General features: G+C 72.6%; 15 protein-coding genes and 1 pseudogene. 7 read left to right on the top strand and 9 right to left on the bottom strand.

The window, feature by feature from the left end; all coding sequences use genetic code 11:
- Positions 1-1,300: 1,300 nt before the first annotated feature.
- From HNR61_RS42610 to HNR61_RS42600, 3 genes are all read right to left on the bottom strand, one after another.
- Positions 1,301-1,645: a nucleoside triphosphate pyrophosphohydrolase gene (locus HNR61_RS42610; protein WP_182848840.1), complete on the bottom strand. Its 345-nt coding sequence runs from the start codon at positions 1,643-1,645 to the stop codon at positions 1,301-1,303.
- A 31-nt stretch (positions 1,646-1,676) separates the two neighbouring features.
- Positions 1,677-2,567, bottom strand: a complete 891-nt coding sequence (locus HNR61_RS42605; RefSeq protein WP_182848839.1) for a hypothetical protein — start codon at positions 2,565-2,567, stop codon at positions 1,677-1,679.
- Between the two features lie 184 nt (positions 2,568-2,751).
- A complete protein-coding gene (locus tag HNR61_RS42600; RefSeq protein WP_182848838.1) occupies positions 2,752-4,038 on the bottom strand; it encodes a citrate synthase in 1,287 nt (428 codons plus the stop codon).
- A gap of 131 nt (positions 4,039-4,169) precedes the next feature.
- Between HNR61_RS42600 and HNR61_RS42595 the strand changes: the two genes are divergently transcribed.
- Together HNR61_RS42595 and HNR61_RS42590 are read left to right on the top strand one after the other, a co-directional pair.
- Positions 4,170-4,832, top strand: coding sequence for a thiaminase II/PqqC family protein (locus tag HNR61_RS42595; protein WP_182848837.1), 663 nt, complete (start codon positions 4,170-4,172; stop codon positions 4,830-4,832).
- A gap of 114 nt (positions 4,833-4,946) precedes the next feature.
- A complete protein-coding gene (locus HNR61_RS42590; protein ID WP_182848836.1) occupies positions 4,947-5,756 on the top strand; it encodes a hypothetical protein in 810 nt (269 codons plus the stop codon).
- Positions 5,757-6,093: 337 nt separating this feature from the next.
- On the opposite strand, the gene HNR61_RS42585 is transcribed toward HNR61_RS42590, so the two are convergent.
- Positions 6,094-7,236, bottom strand: coding sequence for a hypothetical protein (locus HNR61_RS42585; RefSeq protein WP_182848835.1), 1,143 nt, complete (start codon positions 7,234-7,236; stop codon positions 6,094-6,096).
- A gap of 434 nt (positions 7,237-7,670) precedes the next feature.
- On the opposite strand from HNR61_RS42585, the gene HNR61_RS42580 reads away from it, so the two are divergent.
- Both HNR61_RS42580 and HNR61_RS42575 read left to right on the top strand, forming a co-directional pair.
- Positions 7,671-8,648, top strand: a complete 978-nt coding sequence (locus HNR61_RS42580) for a class II glutamine amidotransferase (protein ID WP_182848834.1) — start codon at positions 7,671-7,673, stop codon at positions 8,646-8,648.
- 162 nt (positions 8,649-8,810) lie between these two features.
- Positions 8,811-9,023 carry a helix-turn-helix domain-containing protein gene (locus HNR61_RS42575; RefSeq protein ID WP_067825317.1) on the top strand — a complete coding sequence of 71 codons (213 nt, stop codon included), beginning with the start codon at positions 8,811-8,813 and terminating at the stop codon, positions 9,021-9,023.
- Between the two features lie 39 nt (positions 9,024-9,062).
- Here the strand turns inward: HNR61_RS42575 and HNR61_RS42570 are convergent, their stop codons facing one another.
- Together HNR61_RS42570 and HNR61_RS42565 are read right to left on the bottom strand one after the other, a co-directional pair.
- Positions 9,063-10,178, bottom strand: a complete 1,116-nt coding sequence (locus tag HNR61_RS42570; RefSeq protein ID WP_182848833.1) for a DUF2786 domain-containing protein — start codon at positions 10,176-10,178, stop codon at positions 9,063-9,065.
- 770 nt (positions 10,179-10,948) lie between these two features.
- Positions 10,949-11,215: a hypothetical protein gene (locus tag HNR61_RS42565; protein WP_067825321.1), complete on the bottom strand. Its 267-nt coding sequence runs from the start codon at positions 11,213-11,215 to the stop codon at positions 10,949-10,951.
- A 250-nt stretch (positions 11,216-11,465) separates the two neighbouring features.
- On the opposite strand from HNR61_RS42565, the gene HNR61_RS42560 reads away from it, so the two are divergent.
- Complete coding sequence (locus tag HNR61_RS42560; protein WP_182848832.1) at positions 11,466-12,989, top strand: long-chain-fatty-acid--CoA ligase; 1,524 nt, start codon at positions 11,466-11,468, stop codon at positions 12,987-12,989.
- Here HNR61_RS42560 and HNR61_RS42555 read toward each other — a convergent pair.
- The 3 genes and pseudogenes from HNR61_RS42555 to HNR61_RS42545 all read right to left on the bottom strand — a co-directional run bounded on the left by HNR61_RS42555 (position 12,986) and on the right by HNR61_RS42545 (position 16,243).
- On the bottom strand, positions 12,986-14,080 hold the full coding sequence (locus tag HNR61_RS42555; protein WP_182848831.1) for a winged helix DNA-binding domain-containing protein: 1,095 nt from the start codon (positions 14,078-14,080) through the stop codon (positions 12,986-12,988). The two genes, HNR61_RS42560 and HNR61_RS42555, sit on opposite strands and share 4 nt — an antisense overlap.
- A gap of 56 nt (positions 14,081-14,136) precedes the next feature.
- Positions 14,137-15,247 (bottom strand): annotated as a pseudogene (locus HNR61_RS42550) (low temperature requirement protein A).
- Between the two features lie 66 nt (positions 15,248-15,313).
- Positions 15,314-16,243 carry a LysR family transcriptional regulator gene (locus tag HNR61_RS42545; protein ID WP_220510469.1) on the bottom strand — a complete coding sequence of 310 codons (930 nt, stop codon included), beginning with the start codon at positions 16,241-16,243 and terminating at the stop codon, positions 15,314-15,316.
- Between the two features lie 142 nt (positions 16,244-16,385).
- Between HNR61_RS42545 and HNR61_RS42540 the strand changes: the two genes are divergently transcribed.
- Together HNR61_RS42540 and HNR61_RS42535 are read left to right on the top strand one after the other, a co-directional pair.
- Complete coding sequence (locus tag HNR61_RS42540) at positions 16,386-17,813, top strand: MFS transporter (RefSeq protein ID WP_182848829.1); 1,428 nt, start codon at positions 16,386-16,388, stop codon at positions 17,811-17,813.
- 275 nt (positions 17,814-18,088) lie between these two features.
- Entirely contained in the window at positions 18,089-18,673 is a 585-nt protein-coding gene (locus tag HNR61_RS42535) for a hypothetical protein (protein ID WP_182848828.1), read from the top strand.
- The last annotated feature ends 100 nt before the right edge of the window (positions 18,674-18,773 follow it).

The raw sequence follows: 18,773 nt of genomic DNA, 5'->3' as shown, positions 1-18,773 counted from the left end.
CTCCGGTCCTGACACCGACTCCCGGCATCGACGTCAGAACCTTCGAAGAAGGGTGGTCCTCCAGCGGTTCCCCGATCCGCCCGGCCGGTGGGTTCCGCTGGTCGAGTATGGCCGGCAGCGAAGCGACCCGACCAGGGAGGACCAGCGCGGCCGCCTTCCCTCCCAAGACCGCCACGATCTCCTCGTCCGACGCGGCGAAGACCTCCTCGTCCCGACGCTCGGCCATCCTTGGCGCCTTCGGCCGCGGCAGGGTGGCCGGTCGCCGCCGTCCGGCCTCGCGTCTCTGGGCCGGTGACCCGAACCGTTCCAGCGGCGTGAGGACGGCCGGGCGCCGCAACCGCGGCCCCAGGACTCGTTCCAGCGAGGGACGGATCTGGGCCAGCAGTCCGTACGGCCGCTTCGCGACCCGGACGGCCTCGCCAGGGGCACCGAGCCGCCACCTCCACGTCACGGAGAGATCTTCCGGCTCGGGTGAAGCCGGTGCTCAACCCCCTCATCAGCGGTCCGTCGATGCCCCACCCCCGTGGCACCACTCTCCCGGACCATGAACAACAAGGAGGGGAGGCCATGCCGGACCCGAAGGCCGGAGGCTCCATTGCGGAGCCACGAAAAAGATGATGGGGGCGCGCCGCGTGCGTCCAGCGCACGCGGCGCCTCCTCAAGCCGCGCCTCCTCAAGCCGCGCCTCCCCAAGCGGCGCGTTCTTACGGATCGCGTGCCCTTCGCGCAGGTCGCGCCGTCTCCCCGGGCTGCTGATGAGGGCTGTCCCTCGCATGCTGATCGCGTTGCGGGTGCGAGGTTCCGCGCAGGCATGCTGCGCCATTCGCACACTGAGCGTTGTTCATGCGAAACGCGTGGAACGCGCGGTCTGCGGAAGCTGTGATCCTCAGATGGGTCGCGTTGTTGGTATGGCGTGCGCTGTGTGTACGGGGCAAGTCGTTCATGAGTGCCTCCGGGAGCGTCGTCGGGGTCGCGGCTGATCTGGCAGTGACGGGGATTCTGCGCTGACGGGATCGTCGGGGGCTGGTTCGGCCGAGGGGAGTTGAGCTGCTCGTGTGCGGTGGACGCTTACGCGAGGCGCGCTGAGCAGGCGATCGAACGCTGATGTGATCGGTTTTGAGTGAGAGTGCCGGGGGCGGGCCTGGCCAGAGAGCTATTGGTGCTTCGGCTGACTCTTGCGTTGGGCTGCGCGTGTGCGTCGGATGTTTGTGGGATGCGGCGCGTATGTGGCTGGACTCAGATGTCTGGGCCAGGCTTGTTTCGTTCGGTGGATGCGCGTCTTGGTGTGTGCTTTGGGCTCGTTACGGGGTCTGGGCGGGGTGGGGCGGCGGCGTAGGGACTTGGAGGACTACGCGGGCTTGGAAGCCGCCGCGTTCGGATGCTTTGGCGGCGCGCAGGGCCTCCAGCTCCTCGGGGGTCAGGTCGTGCAGGGCGGCCAGGGCGTGGAGCACCTCAAGGATGTCGGCCAGTTCGGCGGGGTCGTTCTCCGCCGTGTACTCGGCGACTTCTTCGTGAAGCTTGGCCCGCAGCAATGTCGCGTACTCGTCTTCGGCCGCAACACGCGCGTCCGGGGTCGCGCCGCTCGCCCGGATGATCTCGGGAATGCGGTCGCGGACGAGTTTCTCGATGTGGCCGGTGGCGCTCATGGGGCATGACGTTAACGCTCCTTTCCGCCGGTCAGGCCGCGACCCGCTCCGGCGAGCAGGCGACCAGTTCGTGCAGGGCCGGCGGCAGCCCCTTCCCGAGCCACTCGTTGAGTGAGCCGGGGAAACGGGTCGGTGGGTCCACGCGCAGCAGGCGCGGATCGAGCGGGGTCAGGCGGATGGGGACCGGGTCGCCGTCCCAGGCCGGGTCCCGCACGCCCCAGTGGGCGGCGAGGTCGTTGCCGGTCAGCTCCAGCTGCTCGGGTAGGCGGTGGAGGCCGGGGCGGTTGCAGAGCGGGAGGAGTCGCTGGGCGGTGGTGCGCAGGAGGTTGAGAGAGGCCAGGCCGTGTGCGCAGCCGGCGCCGGCGAGCCGCAGTTCGGGCAGGCCGAACCGGCCCATGCCCCTGGTGGTCAGGGTGACGCAGGCGCAGCCGTCCGCCGTGCCCTCGGCGGTGGCGCACGCGCCGTCGGACGTGTCCTCGTGCTCGGGCGGCAGCCAGACGCCCAGCCAGTCGTCGGCCGGAACGAAGCTGGGGCGCTCGACCGGGCCGGGAAGCACCTGGCCGGTGTCGGCGTCGACCGGCACCCCGTGAACGGCGAGGGCGAGCGCGCGGGCCATGGCCCGCGCCACCCGCAGGCCGAACGGCCGGTCGGCGGCGGGCAGCACGGCGGTGACCCCGATGTGCCAGCGGGCGGCGTGGGCGCGGTCCGCCAGCCAGCCGGTCCGCGCGCCGGGCCGCAGATCCCAGGGGGACAGGGCCGCCGGATGGGTGGTGATGCCGAGGCGGGCGCTGCCGACCCGGCGCGCCGCCTCGTCGGTGAACGGCCCGGGCAGTGAGGGGAGGCCGCTCGGCCGCCGGTCGGCGGCGACGACGAACGTCGCCGTGGTGCGCTCGGGAACGGTGATGGTGACGCTGCCTGACATGGTCGCCTCCATGGGCCGGTGACGCTTTCCGTTGACGCACACCACGGTGCGTGACCGGACCAGGGCGACGGAAGACAGAATCCGATTCTGTGGATAACTCGGTTCTGGAGCCCGGAAAACGATCGGGGCCGGTCCCCGGGGTGTCCCCGGTGACCGGCCCCGAAAGGGCGGTGCGGTCAGCGCGTCAGCGCGCCGACGGGTCGATGTAGTGGCGCTCGCCCGGGCCGACGTAGACCTGCCGCGGGCGGCCGATCTTGGTGGCCGGGTCGTTCATCATCTCGCGCCACTGCGCGATCCAGCCGGGCAGGCGGCCCAGCGCGAACAGCACGGTGAACGCGTTGGTCGGGAAGCCGATCGCCCGGTAGATGATGCCGGTGTAGAAGTCGACGTTCGGGTACAGCTTGCGCTCGATGAAGTACTCGTCGTTGAGCGCGACCTCTTCCAGGCGCATCGCCAGGTCCAGCAGCGGGTCGGACTTGCCGAGCGCGTCCAGGACCTTGCTGGTGGCCTTCTTGACCACGGCGGCGCGCGGGTCGTAGTTGCGGTAGACGCGGTGACCGAAGCCCATCAGCTTGACGCCGGGCTCCTTGCGCTTGACCCGCTCGACGAACGAGTCCACGTTGTCGCCGTCGGAGTGGATGCGCTCCAGCATCTCCAGCACGGCCTGGTTGGCGCCGCCGTGCAGCGGGCCGAACAGCGCGTCCACGCCCGCCGACACCGAGGAGAACAGGTTGGCCTGGCTGGAGCCGACGAGGCGGACCGTGGAGGTGGAGCAGTTCTGCTCGTGGTCGGCGTGCAGGATGAACAGCATGTCCAGCACGCGCACGATCTCGGGGTCGACCTCGTACGGCTGGGTGGGCAGGCCGAAGGTCATCCGCAGGAAGTTCTCCACGTACCCCAGGGAGTTGTCGGGGTACAGCAGCGGCTGGCCGATCGAGGTCTTGTAGGCGTAGGCGGCGATCGTCGGCAGCTTGGCGATCAGCCGGATGCTGGACTGGTCGACCTGCTCGGGGTCGAACGGGTCCAGGCTGTCCTGGTAGAAGGTCGACAGCGCGCTGACCGCCGAGGACAGCACCGCCATCGGGTGCGCCCGCCGCGGGAAGGCCGAGAAGAACGCCTTGAACTTCTCGTCCAGCAGCGTGTGGTTGCGGACCCGGTCGGTGAACGACGTGAGCTGGTCGGAGGTCGGCAGCTCGCCGTAGATGAGCAGGTAGGCGACCTCCAGGAAGGAGGACTTCTCCGCCAGCTCCTCGATCGGGTAGCCGCGGTAACGCAGGATGCCCGCCTCACCGTCGATATAGGTGATGGCCGAGGTGGTGGAGGCGGTGTTGGTGAAGCCGGGGTCGAGGGTCACATGACCCGTCTCTTTCAGCAGCTTCCCGACACCCAGGCCCGACGGGCCCTCGGTCGCCTGCGTCACTTCGAGGGGCATCCGACCGCCGCCGCCGTGGCTGAGCTCGAAATCCGACATACTCGCTCGCTCCCAACTCCGTCCACAACTGCGTAGACGTTCCGATCCTCATCGTATCCAGGCGATCATGCTGGTTTGATCCCGGGCGTCACCGTTGACGAACGCGCGTTCACGATGTTGCGCTGGGCGACATGGACTCCCACAGCGCACCCGAACTCGTCGCACGGGCCCGGGAGGAGATCTCGGTCACGCCGTTCCGCAACCGTTTCCTGGACCTGCTCGACACGGGCCGCATACCGCGCGAACGCCTCGCCTGGTTGGCCGGAGAGGAGTATCGCATTGTCGGCAGCGACCGGCGCAGCTTCGCCCTGCTGGCCTCCCGCCAGCCCGGACCGCCCGCCGACGAGCTGTTCCTCGGGCTCGCGCAGGGGGAGGGGCAGGCCCTGGCGCTGCTCCAGGACTTCGCCGCGGCCCTCGGCCTGAGTGAGAAGGATCTCAGAGAGTACGAGCCGCGACCCGCCGCCCAGGCCTATCCCGCCTACCTCGCGCAGCGCGCCGCGTTCGGAACGGCCGCCGAGGTCGCGCTGGCCATGCTCGCCAACCTGGAGGAGTGGGGCGGCTACTGCGCCCGCGCCGCGGAGGCGCTGCGCGCCCACTACGGGATGGACGAGAAGGCGGTCGCGTTCTTCCGCTTCTTCGCCGAGTCGCCGCCCGGCTTCGAGGAGCAGGCCACCGCCGTCGTCGCCGCCGGGCTCGCCGCGGGCGAGGACCCGAACGCCGTCCTGCGCGCGGCCCGCCTGCTGCACGCCTACGAGACCGGCTTCTGGGACTGCCTGGTGGAGGGGCTGGGGTAGGCCCGCCAGGTAGACCCGTCACCGGGTTTTCCACAGAACGCGGTTCGCCCTGGCGGGGCGGGGGCGCGGAAGCCGAGGCTGGCGGAAACGCCCCGGCGACAACGAGGAGCAGCCATGCCCGCCCCCACCAAGCCCACCGCCAAGCCCACCGCCAGGCCCACCACCAAGCCCGCCGCCCTGAACGCCCGCGACCTCGCCGCCGAGCTCGGCCTCACCTCCTGGCAGCTGCGCCTGGCCAGGGCGGACGGGATGATCCCCGAGGCCGATCTCGACGGCCGCTGGTCGCCCGAGCTCGTCCGCTCCTGCGTCGAACGGGTCCCCGACATGCTCGCCGCGTACGGCGACCGACCCCCGATCGGCGCGGTCCGCGCCGCCGCCCTGCTGTCGACCCGCGCCGGTATCGACGTGGAACGCGCCGACGTGGAGACGCTGGTCACACGCGGCGTCCTCCAAGTGATCGGGAATTACCGGGGCAAGCCCCTCTATCTACGGCGCGATCTGGAGGAACTGGATGACGCGACGGTCGTGGAGGTGGTCACGGCCCGCAAGGGAGTGCTGCACGACACCGTCGACGGGCACGGGGCGGCCCGCGTGCTCGGCTGGCCGAAAGCGGTCTTCGATCTGATCGCCGCACGGAGCGGCCTGACCGCCGACCGGCTCGGCCGCTACCCCCTGGACGGCGTCCGGGCCCTGGCCGCCGACCCCGAACTGTCCGAGCAGGCCCGCCAGAAGGCGCACGCCGCCGCGCTGGCCAAGGCGCGCAGGGACGAGAACCGCCACGAGGAGACCCTTCGCGACTGGCTCCAACGCTGCGCCGCCTACCTGGATCGGGCCACCGAACGACCACCCGACGCGACCCAGGTCGCCCGAACCCTGCGCGCCCTGATCACCGCGAGACGGCAGACCGCCGAGCCGCCATCCTGACCGCCACCCTGACCGTCGGCCCAGGCGAGGCCGCCGGAGAGGAACCGCATCTCGATCGGCGGTTTCGGCCCGGGTGCCATGGGTTGGCTGCCTGCGCGAGTGGAACGTCGGGGCGGCGGTGTGCCCGGACAGGCGGCCTGGCTGACCTGTCCGGTCTCCCCGGCCGTCTTCAGACCCTCCGATCCGGTGATCACGCACGAACCGAAGGCGGCCTCTCGGGAGCGTGGTCACGGGGCCCCGGTCGTCATGGAGGTGAGTCGCTGGACTTGAGCAGGTTGTCGGGACGGACGTGGTCGATCGGCTCGCCGGGCCCCGGCGCGGCGGGGGAGCGGCCTGGTCAGGGGCGTTTGGGACGTCGCTTCCTGGGGCGGCCGGCTTCGACCGCGGCGCGGAGCCGGTCGAGGGCCTCTCCCCGGGACATCGCGGGCACTCGTTCGGGCAGGTCGATGGTCAGTCCGGGAGGTGTGCGGACCAGGCCTTCGTCGTCCACCGCGACCCGGGCCCCGGGCCAGTCGCCGAGGAGGACCGCCGACAGGACCTCGGGGTGGCGGTCGAGCATCCGGAGGACGCGTTCGGCCTCGGCCTCGATGTCGGCCACCAGCAGCAGGCGGCGGGTGGAGGAGCCGTGCCCGTCGCGGCGGGCGGCCAGCTCGGTCTCCAGGTAGGCCAGCGCGGCGTCGAGATTGCCGGGGATGAACAGCTCCTCGGCGGTCTCGTCGGGCCACTCGTCCTCGGCGAGCCCGAACAGGGCGGTCGCGTCCGGGCGCGGCACCACCACCAGCGCGGTGTCCCGGCACTCCTCCAGCGCGGTCAGCGCCATCACCCGCGCGGTGTCGGCGGCCCCCGGGCCGGCCAGCCCCAGCACCGGGACGGCGAACGGGTCGATGCTCGGCCGATACGTGAAGTGAACGGTCTGCTCCGGGCCCTCGGCGCTGACGGCGGGGGCCGGCAACGCCGCGCCCGCCGCGGCGTAGATCCGGCGGCGCAACGGATAGGCGATGCCCGCGGCGGCCGGGATCAACAGCCCGAGCAGCAGCAACGGCTGCAACGCGCTCGCCTCGTCGGCCCCGCCGCCCGCGCGGGGCCTGACCGGCGGGGGCGCGGCGGTGCCGGACGGGCGCGCGGTCGGCGTCGGACTGTTCACCCTGGGAGAGGGGGACTTCACCGGTGGAGCGGGCTTCGCGGCGGGCGTGCGCCGGACGGCGCGCGGGGTGCGGTCCGGGGGCGTCCGGCGGTGCGGCCTGCGTTCGGCGGCGCGGGGACGCTTGATCCGTTTCGACGGCCCGTACATCACCCGCCACGCCTCCTCGCACATGCGCGCGGTGTACCAGTCCTCGAACGCGGCGGCCCGGCGGCACACGGCCGGGATCTCCTCGCGCGGATTCGGCCGCGCCGCGACGGCCGCTCCCGCCGTGGCGCTCGCCTGCGCCGGAACGGCCGTGACCAGCAGGGACGCGCCGAGCACGGCCGGAGCCAGCACGGCCGGAGCGAGAGCGCGGACTCCGGCCGCGGACACGCAGCCCAGCGCGCCGCACGCGCATCGCCAGGCCGCACCGGCGAGCCTGCGGTCTGCCAGGAAACGGTTCATCTATCGCCTCGGGGGATCGCGGTGGGCACCGTCAGGACGACGATCGTAGTCAATCCGGCTACGGAGCGTCGCGAATTACTCACAGTAGATCGTTCGCGGTGCCCGCGAAAGGCCGGCGGGCTTCCCGGTGGAACCCCGGACAGAAGTGGCAACGGTTTGTAAAATGATGGTCACCCGCAGTGAGTTCGCCGAACGTGGGGCTTGCATTCCGGCGACCGCTCGGGATTTCGGACGTGTTCCCCGCGGGGAGCGTCCGGGGCACCGGCTCATCCCGCGTATCCGGGCCGGAGAGAACACGGCACTACGGACGAGTGAGAGGTGACGGGATGTGCCGACTGTTCGGCATGAGCACCGGCGGACCGCGCGCCACGGCCGCGTACTGGCTGCTGGACGCTCCACAGAGCCTGCGGGCGCAGAGCCATCGCATGTCGCACGGGGCCGGGCTCGGCTGGTTCTCGCTGGGGAACGAACCGGTCCGCGACCGCGCGCCGCTGGCGGCGTTCCAGAGCACCGACTTCGCCCTGCACGCGCGCAACGTGGTGTCGCACACCTTCGTCGGGCACGTGCGCGACGCCTCGGTGGGCGGGCTCACCGTGCACAACTGCCATCCGTTCGTCATGAACGACCGGTTGTTCGCCCACAACGGCGTGGTCAAGGGCTGGGACACGCTGCGCTCCTGGCTGACCGACGTCGAGCGGGCGCACGTGGCGGGGGAGACCGACTCGGAGCTGGTCTTCGCCTACATCTCGGCGGAGATCCGTAGGCGCGGCGACACCACGAAGGGCATCATCGAGGCGGTGGGGCGCATCGGCGCCGAGCTCCCGCTGTTCTCGCTGAACCTGATCATCGCGGAGGCGGGGCGGCTCTGGGCGCTGCGCTACCCCGACTCCAACGAGCTGTGGGTGCTGTCGTCCGGCACCCGGGAGCCGGGCGGCGCTCCCGGCGGGCCGGGCCGCGCCCCGGGGCCGTCGGGGACGGTTCCGGCGGTGGTGGTCGCCAGCGAACCCATGAACGGGGACCCCGGTTGGCGGCTCATGACCCCCGGTGAGCTATTGATAGTGGAGGGGCTGGCGGAGACGTCGCTGACCCCGTTCGACCCGCCCCGCCATCCGCTGCGGCGGTCGGACCTGACCGCGCGCGAGGCCGCCTCCCAGGACCTCGGCGCGGGCGCGCTGCCGGAGGGGATCACCTTCGGGGAGACCGCTCCCCTCGGGTCGGTCACGGTGGGGAACGGCCCCGCCACGGAGCCGTCCCCGACGGACGGGATCGCCGATGGTGTCGCGGAGCCGTCTGTCCAGTGTTGACACGCCCCAAGCCACGAAAAAGACCGGCTGTGGCCGATCTCGTGGCGTTTCCAGTGGTATCGACAGGAAATTTGCGGGGAATGTGTACGTTGGGTAGATCAACAGCGTCGTGAGCTGCGGGGTCGTTCGCAGCCCGGCGTACCGCACCATCAGGAGGTACACGTGACTCGCACTCTGGCGAGGGGCACCCGCGTCACAGGGGCCGAACGCACCCAGCTGGCGGCCGAACTGGCACCGCGCTACGCGGCCGGGGAGAGCATCCGCGACCTGGCCGCCGAGACCGGTCGCTCCTACGGCTTCATCTACAACGTGCTGAAGGAGGCGGGCGTCACCCTCCGTGGCCGCGGCGGCAACACGCGCAAGAAGAAGGGCTGACGCGGTGTCCCCCTTGCCCCCCAGGGGGGCGCCGGCAGCCTAGGGACGGCCGGACGTCTCCGTGACAGCGGCGCGTCCGCCGAGGTCGGCCAGGTCTGCTGCCGCCCGCCCGGCCAACCATCCCTCATAGTTGGAAACCGAGCCCGTCCGGCCCCGAGACAGATTCGGGAACATCTCGTCAACGGCCCGCCGGACGGCACGGTCACGCTCGACCAGCACGGGAAGCAGATCCTTCCCGGCGGTCTCCGCGGCCACCCGGTCCACCGTCTCCCGCAGCCGCTCCCCGACACGCGTCGCGTACGCGTTGAGAAAGGCGTGGCGGAACGACCGGGTGCGTGACCTGCCCCGCGCGTCGCGTCGAGGCCCCGCGTGCACCATCTCCGCGGTCGCCTGCACCAGCAGCGAGGTGAACAACACCTCCACCGCGGCCAGGTCCGCCGGGAACCCCAGCACCGTGGAGAACCCCAGCTCGCGGTGCCACACCGCCCGGCAGCGGTTGGCCTCGGCCACCACCGTCAGCAGCACGGCCTTGGGAGCGTCGTAGGGGCTGTCGACGGCCACGCGGCGCCCCGCCGGGGCGAGTCCCGGGCCGTCGCCCGCGCCCAGCAGGGCCTGGTCGATGCTGTAGCGGGCCATCAGCTCCTGGGCCCGCGCGCTGAGCGCCTCGGCCTCCTCGGGGAACTCGGTCGACTCCGCCTTGGCCAGCAGCGCCCGGACCCGGCCCAGTATCCGCTGGTCCACCTCGTGCTCTCCCGCGCCGCTGAGCGGCCCGGCCCCGGCCCCACCGGGCCGCGGCCCGAGATGCGGAAGCCGGGGGAGCGCGACCAGCAGCCGCAGCAACTCCACGGCGCACGCGTCGAGAACGTCCGGGGCGACGCCCTCGCGTTCGCACCAGGCACGCGCGTGGTCGCCGTCCCCGCCCCACCACACCCGCGCGCCGAGCGTGGAAAGCTGATCACGCCACCGGCGGTCGAACGTCTCGGCGGGGTAGGCGCGGACCTCGGCGGCGACGGCGTCCACCAGCAGCCGCCGGTGCCGTGCGCTGAGCCTGCGGCCGGCGTAGTGGACCAGGTCGGCGGGTTGCCAGCCGCGCTCCCAGACGACCGTGACCGCCCGGCTCAACCGCCCCAGCTCCCGGCCCCCGCCCGCCGTCACATCCGCCTCCGTCGTCCCACGAGCCCCGGCGGTTCCAGGGCCCTGAGCATCCTGTCACGCGCCACCGACAAACATGCCGAACGACGAACATCCGTTCCCCGCCACGCCGACACGACACCGACCCGGCCGACCGCACCCACGCGAACAGCCTTGTCCACGCCCACCACGCCCACCACGCCAACGCCGCTCACGCTGCCAACGCCGCCCGTGCCGTCAACGCCATCTGGCCGTCAACGTTGCCGGGGCCGTTCGCGCCTCCAACGCTGTTCAGGCCGCCAACGTTGTCCAGGTCATCAACGTCGTCGGAGCGAGAGTGACTGGTCGTGACCGTCCGTTCTTACGCTGACCAGTGCCGTGCGGTGCGAGAGCGGCTCCTGTCCTTCGGCGCTGCCCGCATGACCGGCTCGCATGTGCTGGCGGTGTCTGGAAGGGGATGAGGAGGCTTCGACGGGGTGGAGCTGGAGTCGTGCCGTGCTCGATCGCTTGCGGCCGTCGACCGGATCCTGGCTCTCTGGGGGCGACACGGCCCGAGCCGGGCCGGGCGCCGTTGGCGTGGGTCATGCCCTCAACGCGTCGCGGCGCCGACGAAGTGGTCGGCGCCCCGGAAACCCATACGTGCGATGTTATGAACTTGTTTCATTATTCATAATGACACCGACGGTCATTGGTCCACTAGTGCTTGCGATATCGCCGATTTTTCTCAGTGCCATTGATGCTTATGGCGTCATTGGCTCTTGCGGCGGTCGTCCGCGCGGTCTCGGGGGCGTCGATCAGGGCTGGGCTTCGCCGCGGAGTTCCTCGTTCAGGACGCTGCGGTAGGCGCGGGTCGTGTCGGGGACGTAGGTGAGGCGGGCCAGGGCTTTGCCCCGGTCGTCGCGGATCTCGAAGTGGTAGCCCTCACTGGAGTCGCCGATGCGGGCGGCGGCCTGGTCGTGCCGCAGGCGGCATACCGTGTCGACCTTTTCCAAGGCGAGCCTGAGGCTTCCGGCGTCGCTGATGAGCCGGGCAGGTTCGCTCGTCTCCCAGATCTCGAACATGGTCGCGTCCCGTCGGCGGTTCGTTTCCCGGTGAATCGGATTCGGTTGCTTTGTGCGGTCTTTCGGACGTTCCTGGACAGGATGCGGCCGAACGGCGCTCCTTTCAAGCGCCATAGATTTCGGAAAGATCACTTTTCGGAGTCGGGCGCCTTCGCGGGGTCATCCGGGGAGGGAGGCGCCCTTCCACCGGTGTCGCGGCGTGGGTAGGGTCACATGCCGGATACCGAATGGCGTTCGGAAAGGGGTCGCTGTGGGCTACCGGGTCGTCTCGATCGTCCGTGACCACGCGCGGGAACGCGGCGCGGAGCCCGCTCTCACCGGCGGCGGCCGCACCGTCAGCTACGCCGGGCTCGACGAGCGGTCCAGCCGGGTCGCGCAGGCGTTGCGGGCCGCCGGGCTCGGATACGGCGCGCGGGTCGGGTACGTCGGCAAGAACGCCCCCGAGTACTTCGAGGTGCTGTTCGGGGCGGCGAAGATCGGGGCGGTCGTCGCCCCCGTGAACTGGCGGTTGACCCCCGCGGAGATCGCCGCCGTGGTCGCCGACGCCGAAGCCCCGGTGACGGTCGTGGACGCCGGGTTCGCCGCCCTCGCCCCCGATCTTCCCGGACAGACCGTCCTCACCGGCGACGACTACGAGAAGTGGCTCGCCGGTTATCCCGCCGAGGACCCCGGTTTCGTCGGCGAGCCCGACGACATCGTCGTGCAGCTCTCCACCTCCGGCACCACCGGCGTCCCCAAGGGCGTGCAGCTCAGCAACGTCAACTTCTCCGTCGGGGAACGCATGGCGGCCCGCTGGCGGCTGGACGCCACCTCCGTCAGCCTCGTCCCGATGCCCCTGTTCCACATCGGCGGCACGGGCTGGGCGCTGGCCGGACTGTACGCGGGGTGCCGCCAGGTCCTGGTCCGCGACATCGACCCGGCCGCGCTGGTGGACCTCCTCGAACGCGAGCGCGTCACCAATGCGTTCGTCGTTCCGGCGGTGCTGCGGTCCATGTGCGAGGTGCCCGGCGCGGCCGGACGCGACCACTCGGCGCTGCGCGCCATCACCTACGGCGCCTCACCGATCACCACCGACGTGCTGCGGCGGGCGCTGGAGACGTTCCGGGCCCCGCTGTTCCAGCTGTACGGGATGACCGAGACGACCGGCGCGATCGTCCAGCTCGACCCCGAGGACCACGACCCGGACGGGCCGCGCGGGCACCTGATGCGTTCGGCGGGCCGCCCCTACGACTGGGTGGAGGTCCGGATCGCCGACCCCGTGACCGGGGAGGAGCGCGCGCCCGGCGAGGTCGGGGAGGTCCTGGTCCGCTCCGACCAGAACACCCCCGGCTACCGGGGACGGCCGCAGGAGACCGCCCGGCTGCTGGCCGGGGACGGCTGGCTGCGCACCGGGGACGCCGGGTACCTCGACCCCGAGGGCTACCTGTTCCTCACCGACCGGATCAAGGACATGATCGTGACGGGGGCGGAGAACGTCTACCCGATCGAGGTCGAGGAGGTCCTGGCGTCCCACCCCGACATCGCCGACGTCGCCGTCATCGGCGTGCCCGACGAGCGCTGGGGCGAGACCGTCAAGGCCGTCGTGGTGCGCCGCCCCGGGTCCGCGCTCACCGAGGAGGAGGTGCTGGAGTACGCCCGGGAACGCCTGGCCGGGTTCAAGCGCCCCCGCTCGGCCGACTTCGTGGACGCCCTGCCCCGCAACCCCAGCGGCAAGATCCTCAAGAAGGACCTGCGCGCTCCCTACTGGAAGGGCGCGGGCCGTGCGATCGGCTAGTCCTCGACGACCACGCCGTGCTCGGCGGCGTCCGGCTCGGCGAACCGCAGCAGCGCCTCGCCCTCGGCCGTCAGCGCCGCCACCGCGTCGCCGTCCAGCGGCGCGAACGGCCGCAGCCGCAGCGTGGCGGCCCTGCGCCCGCGTTCGGTCTCCCACAGCCCGGCCACGAACCCGTCCCACAGGAACGTGGCGCGGACCCGCAGGTTCCTGGTGGTCAGGGCGGGCCGGTGGGTGTCGGCGACGATCCGGGAACGGTCGGCGTGCGCCAGCACCAGGCTGTCGAACTCCGGCAGCAGCCGCGCCGGGGCGGGCGTGTCCGGGTCGGGGCGCGGCGCGTCCGGCAGGTCGAACAGCTCCCGGCCGTTCTCGTCGCGGAACGTCCGGAGCACGGGCCGCAGCCGTTCGAACACCTCGCCCAGGCCGCGCAGCCCCGACCAGGTCTGCGCGTCGGCGACCGACGCGGGCCCGAACGCCGCCAGGTACCGCAGCACCAGCCCGTCCGGCTCGGCCCCGGGGCGCAGCGCCACGCCCGTCCACTCCTCGGCCAGGGTGAACTCCGCCGTGCGCGGGAAGCCCCACCGGTCCCGCGTCGGCACCATCGCCAGCGGCAGGAGCATCCGCACCGCGAACCCCAGCGCCCGCTCGTCGACGTCGGGGAACCTCTCCTGGAGCAGGTTCCGCAGCTCGGTGAAGGTGCGGGGCCGCTCGGCCAGCAGTTCCCGCGCGACCGGCGGCACCCGGTCGGTGTCCAGCCCGGCGGCGCGGTCGCCCAGCGCCTTCAGGCCCGCGTCCAGCACCGGTTGCAGCGGGCGGCGGAAGGCCGCGTAGTCCCCGGTGGCCAGCAGGTGCAGGGTGCCGCGCATCGCCGTCGCCCGCACGATCGCGCGGTCGTGCAGCGCGGCGAGCAGGTCGGCGGCGGCGAAGCCCTCGACCCGCGACCACAGCCCGAGGAACGGCGGCCTGGGCTCCTGCGCCTGCATCCCGCCCAGCCGCTCGACCGCCGGGACGACGCCCACCCGCTCCCGTGCCAGCAGCATCTGCCGCGCCAGCGTGGCGCGGTTGAGGTCGCGAAGGGTGAGCGCGTCCGCCATGGTCCGACCGCCTTACGTCCGGAGGTAGCGGTGACCCTACCGAGTGGCGGGGACGGTCAGGCGAGGCGGCCGAGGCGGGTGTTGCGGGCCAGGACGCTGAGGCCGATCAGGGCGGCCATCAGCGCCCCGATCACCGGGACGGGCCAGGGGGTCAGGCGGGCGGCGACCGCCAGCAGCCCGACCAGCGGCATCGTCCAGCCGAACGGGGCGTCCGCGCCGTGCGGGCGGACCAGCAGCAGCCAGGTCGTCAGCAGGTACAGGAACACCGGGACGCCCAGCGCGAGCCCGGCGACGGCGGTGGAGACGTGCGCGTGGTGGGCGGAGCGGGTGGCGTTGACGGCGATCCCGGCGCCGACCGCCGCGCCCGACGCGAAGATCACATAGTGGCCGTAGCCCCACAGGACGGCCGTGCGCCTGCCCTCCAGCAGACCCGCCGAGGACATCGGGAAGTACACCCACCACAGGGCGAACACGGTGACCAGCCCGCCCGCCGCGACCGGCCACAGGCCGGCGGAGTGCGCGCCGGCCAGCCCCTCGCGGACGGTGTTGGTGGACGACAGCACCACCTCGCCCAGCACGATGATGGTCAGCAGCCCGTACCGCTCGGTGATGTGGTGCGGATGCCAGGGCGTCCTCCCGGCGGATTCGGCCCACGGCGGGACCGCCAGCTCGCAGGCGGCCGCGAGCAGCCACACCGCCAGCATCCACCCCTGAGGCACCACAAAGACCGCCAACGCCCACAGCGCCATGCAGCCGAGGTCGCCCGCCACGCAGCGCAGCATCGCAGGACGCGCCCGCTGCGCGCAGCCGCTGGGAGTCCAGGCCGATCCGCATCACCAGGTAACCGGCGAACACCACCCGGAAGTCGCGCTCCTCGAACGCCTGCGGCACGCCCGCCGCCAGGATCAGCGCCCCGGCCATCACCACCATCGTGGCGAGCCGGTAGGGGGTGTCGAACGGAGGCGAACCAGGTGAAGTTCATCCACGCCCACCAGATCGCGAAGAAGATCAGCAGGAGCTCAGGGTCCCGCCGCCGAGATGCCCCTCGGCCAGCGAGTGCTCCAGCCGGGCGGCGTTCGCGCCGATGGCCACCACGAAGCACAGGTCGAAGAACAGCTCCAGCGGGGTCGCGACCCGGTGCGCCTCCCGCGGGTCGCGCGGGCGCATCCGCAGCCGCCACGGGCGCGGGTCCGCCTCGACATGATCGCTCATGCACGCGTCGTATGGATTCCCTCACAGAGGGTCGCGGGCCGGGGGTTCCCCGGCGACCTCGGCGACGGTCTCCCGGACCAGCCCGCGCAGCCAGGCGTGCGCGGCGTCGGCGTCGTAGCGGGCGTGCCAGGCCAGCGACATCCGCAACGGCGGCAGCTCCAGCGGGATCGGCGCGGTGACCAGGCCGAACCGCTCCACCAGCCGGCGGTGCGTCCGCTCGGCGGCGAAACCGACCAGGCCGGTCTCCACGACCAGCAGCAGGGACGTCACCACGTTCGACACCGACCCGACCAGGCGGCGCGACCGCCCCTGCCCGGCCAGCAGCTCGTCCACCGGGCCGCTCAGCCGCCCGCGCCGCGTCGAGACCAGCTGCGCGGCGGCGGCCCACTCCTCCAGGGTGAACCCGCCGCGCGCCAGGGGGTGGTCGGGCCGCACGACCGTCACGAACCGGTCCTCCAGCAGCGGCTCCACCCGCGTCTCGGGGCTCCGCTCGCCGATCACCCCGATCTCCAGGTCCACGGTGTCGCGGCGCAGCGCCCCGGTGTCGCGCGGCCCCTCGCCGAGGAACCGCAGCCGCAGCCCCGGCGCCTCGCGCGCGACGCGTCGCAGCAGCGGGCCGCCGAGCACCGCGACGATGCCCTCGTCGGCCTGGAACGTGAAGTCGCCGGTGAGGGTCCCGGGGTCCAGGTCGTCGCCGGCCGTGAACACCGCCCGTGCGCGCTGCACCAGCTCGTGCACCTCGGCACGTAGCACCAACGCGCGGGGCGTCGGCACCATTCCCCGGCCCGAACGCACCAGCACCGGGTCGCCCAGCGCCCGGCGGATCCGGCCGAGCGTGCGGCTCATCGCGGGCTCCGACAGGTGCAGCCGCTCGGCCGCCCCGGTGACGCTGCCCTCCTCCAGCAGCGCGTCCAGGGCCACGAGCAGGTTCAGGTCCATCCTGGATTGCACGAAACGCATTCCTCACGTGCGAAAGATGCATTTGAAAGCAGGTCACGGCCACCCTACGTTGAGGGCGCGGAGGCGACGCGCGCGGCCCGGATCCCGCCTCCGCCCCTTCCTTCTCCTCTCACCGAGTTCGAGGTGTGACCTCATGACGACTTCCGCCGTGCCCGTCGCCGCGCCCGTTCCGGGCCGCGAGCGGCGCCGGGCCATGACCCTCCTGATGTCGGCCTGCGTGGTGCTGGTGGTGGGGATGGTCGCCGCCGTCAACCTGGCCGTTCCCAAGCTGGCGGCCGGGGGCCTGCGCCCGTCGCGGACCGAGCTGCTGTGGGCGGTGGACGCCTACGTGCTGGTGTTCGGCTGCCTGCTCATCCCCGCCGGGGCGCTCGGCGACCGGTTCGGCCGCAAGGGGACGCTGCTGGCCGGGCTGGCGCTGTTCGCCGCCGGATGCCTGCTGACGGCCGCCGCCCCGACCGTGCCGGTGCTGCTGGCCGGACGGCTGGTCACCGGCGCGGCGGCGGCCCTGATCATGCCCGCGACGCTGTCGCTGCTGCTCCAGGTCACCGAGCCGGCCGCCCGCCCGCAGGCCATCGCCGCCTGGACGGCCGCCACCGGCGTCGCCGGGGCCGTCGGCAACCTCGCCGGGGGAGCGGTGCTGCAGTGGCTGCCCTGGCAGGCCCTGTTCCTGCTGGGCGTGCCCGCCGCGCTGCTGCTGGCGGCCCTGGTGGCGCGGCTGGCCCCGCGCGGCGAGCGGCACCCCGCCGACCTGGACCTGCCGGGCGCGGCGCTGCTCACCCTGGCGCTGTTCGCGCTGCTGTTCGGGATCATCGAGGGCCCCGAGCGCGGCTGGGCCTCGCCGCTGGTGCTGGGCGCGTTCGGCGGCGCGGCGCTGCTGCTGGCCGCGTTCACCGCGCACGCCCTGCGCGCCGCGCACCCGCTGCTGGACCCGCGGATCTTCGCCGACGGCGGGCTGCGCGCCGGGGTGCTGGGCGTGGGCGCCGCGTTCTTCGGGCTGTTCGCGCTGTTCTTCGTGAACGCCCAGTTCCTCCAGTACGTCAAGGGCTACTCGCCGCTGGTCACCGGCATCGCGATCGGTCCGCTGGTGATCGGGATGCTGGTGGTGTCCAGGCGGAGCGTGGGATGGGCCGCGCGGATCGGACGGCGCACGGTCGTGGCGCTGGGCCTGGCGAGCCTGGCGGCCGGGCTGGGGCTGCTGTCGACGGCCGACGCCGCCACCCCGTACCCGCTGTACGCGCTGTTCCTGACGATCATGGCGGTCGGCATGGGCCTGTGCGTGCCCTCGCTGTCGGTCGGGGTGATGGCGGCGCTGCCGCCCTCGCGCGCAGGTCTCGGCTCGGGCCTCAACGGCGCGGCCCGCGAACTGGGCAGCGCCCTCGGCGTCGCCGCCATCGGCACGGTGCTCGGCGCCCGGCTGGGGACCGGGCACGCCGCGTCCGGCGGGCGGGCGTTCGCCGACGCGACGGCGGCCGGCTTCCGGGTGGTGGCGCTGGTGGTCCTCGTGCTGGCCGTCGTGGTGGCCGCCGGTCTGCGAGAGCGCACGAGAGGTCACACCGAGTGACCGGGGATCCGGGCGACCGCTCCCGGTCAGAGAATTGTTTTCCCGGATTCACGGCCCGGTCACTCACGGTCCGGAGGCCGAGCCGTGAGTGACCATCCGGTCAGCTAGCAGCGGGAAGATCCTTCGGCGGGGGACGCGGCGGGGCGCCGGAAGAGGGAGCAGGGGCGTCTGCTCGGCCAGATGCACGTGCATCGGCTCTTGCACCTGCACGCCATACCTAGCAGGATTGCCCCGACCCCCGCACTTCCCCGCACGTGAACTCCCCGGAGATCGCGATGACCGCACACCTGAGCGACAGCGACCGACAGGCGCTGCGCCTCGCCCACGACCTGCGTGAAGAGCTGCGCCAGGCGCTTCCCGGCCAGGCCGCCCCTTCCATCTCCCCCTTCGTCGACCCCTCCGGCCGCCCCAGCGTGCTGATGCGGATGGACGCCGACACCGCCCACGCGCTGATGGCGTTGCTGGGGGAGCGGCGCGCGGCCCCGGCCGATCCGCGCCGGACCGAGGGGATGCCGCTGGCGGCCCCGGCCCCACCGCCGGCCTCGCCGCCGCCCTTCCCGGGTGAGGGCACCCTGTACGGCGGCTCGTCGTACCCCGGATCGACGCACACCGGCCCGATGCCCACGGTGCCGGGCGGCATGGTGTCCGGCGGCGCGATGCCCGGCGCCCCCGTGTCCAGCGGCGCGGTGCCGGGTGGCGCCATGTCCGGTGGTGCCCTGCCCGGCGGCATGGTGCCCGGCGGCATGGCGCAGACCGACGGTTTCGGCGGCGCGCCGCGCTCGTCGGCCGGGTTCGGCGACCCCGGCTCCACCGGGACCGGGGGCCTGCCCCTGATGCCGTCCGCATACCCGGGGCGCTGACCTCTCGTACGGGGCGACCAGAACGCGATCTCCAGCGACGCCCGGGGCGTGAAGCCCCGGGCGTCGCCTTTTTCATGTTCATCTCCAGATCGGTCAAGAA

This window comes from Actinomadura kijaniata, from assembly GCF_014138665.1.
Taxonomy (GTDB): Bacteria; Actinomycetota; Actinomycetes; order Streptosporangiales; family Streptosporangiaceae; genus Spirillospora; species Spirillospora kijaniata.
This window is presented reverse-complemented; position numbering and strand designations above follow the sequence as displayed.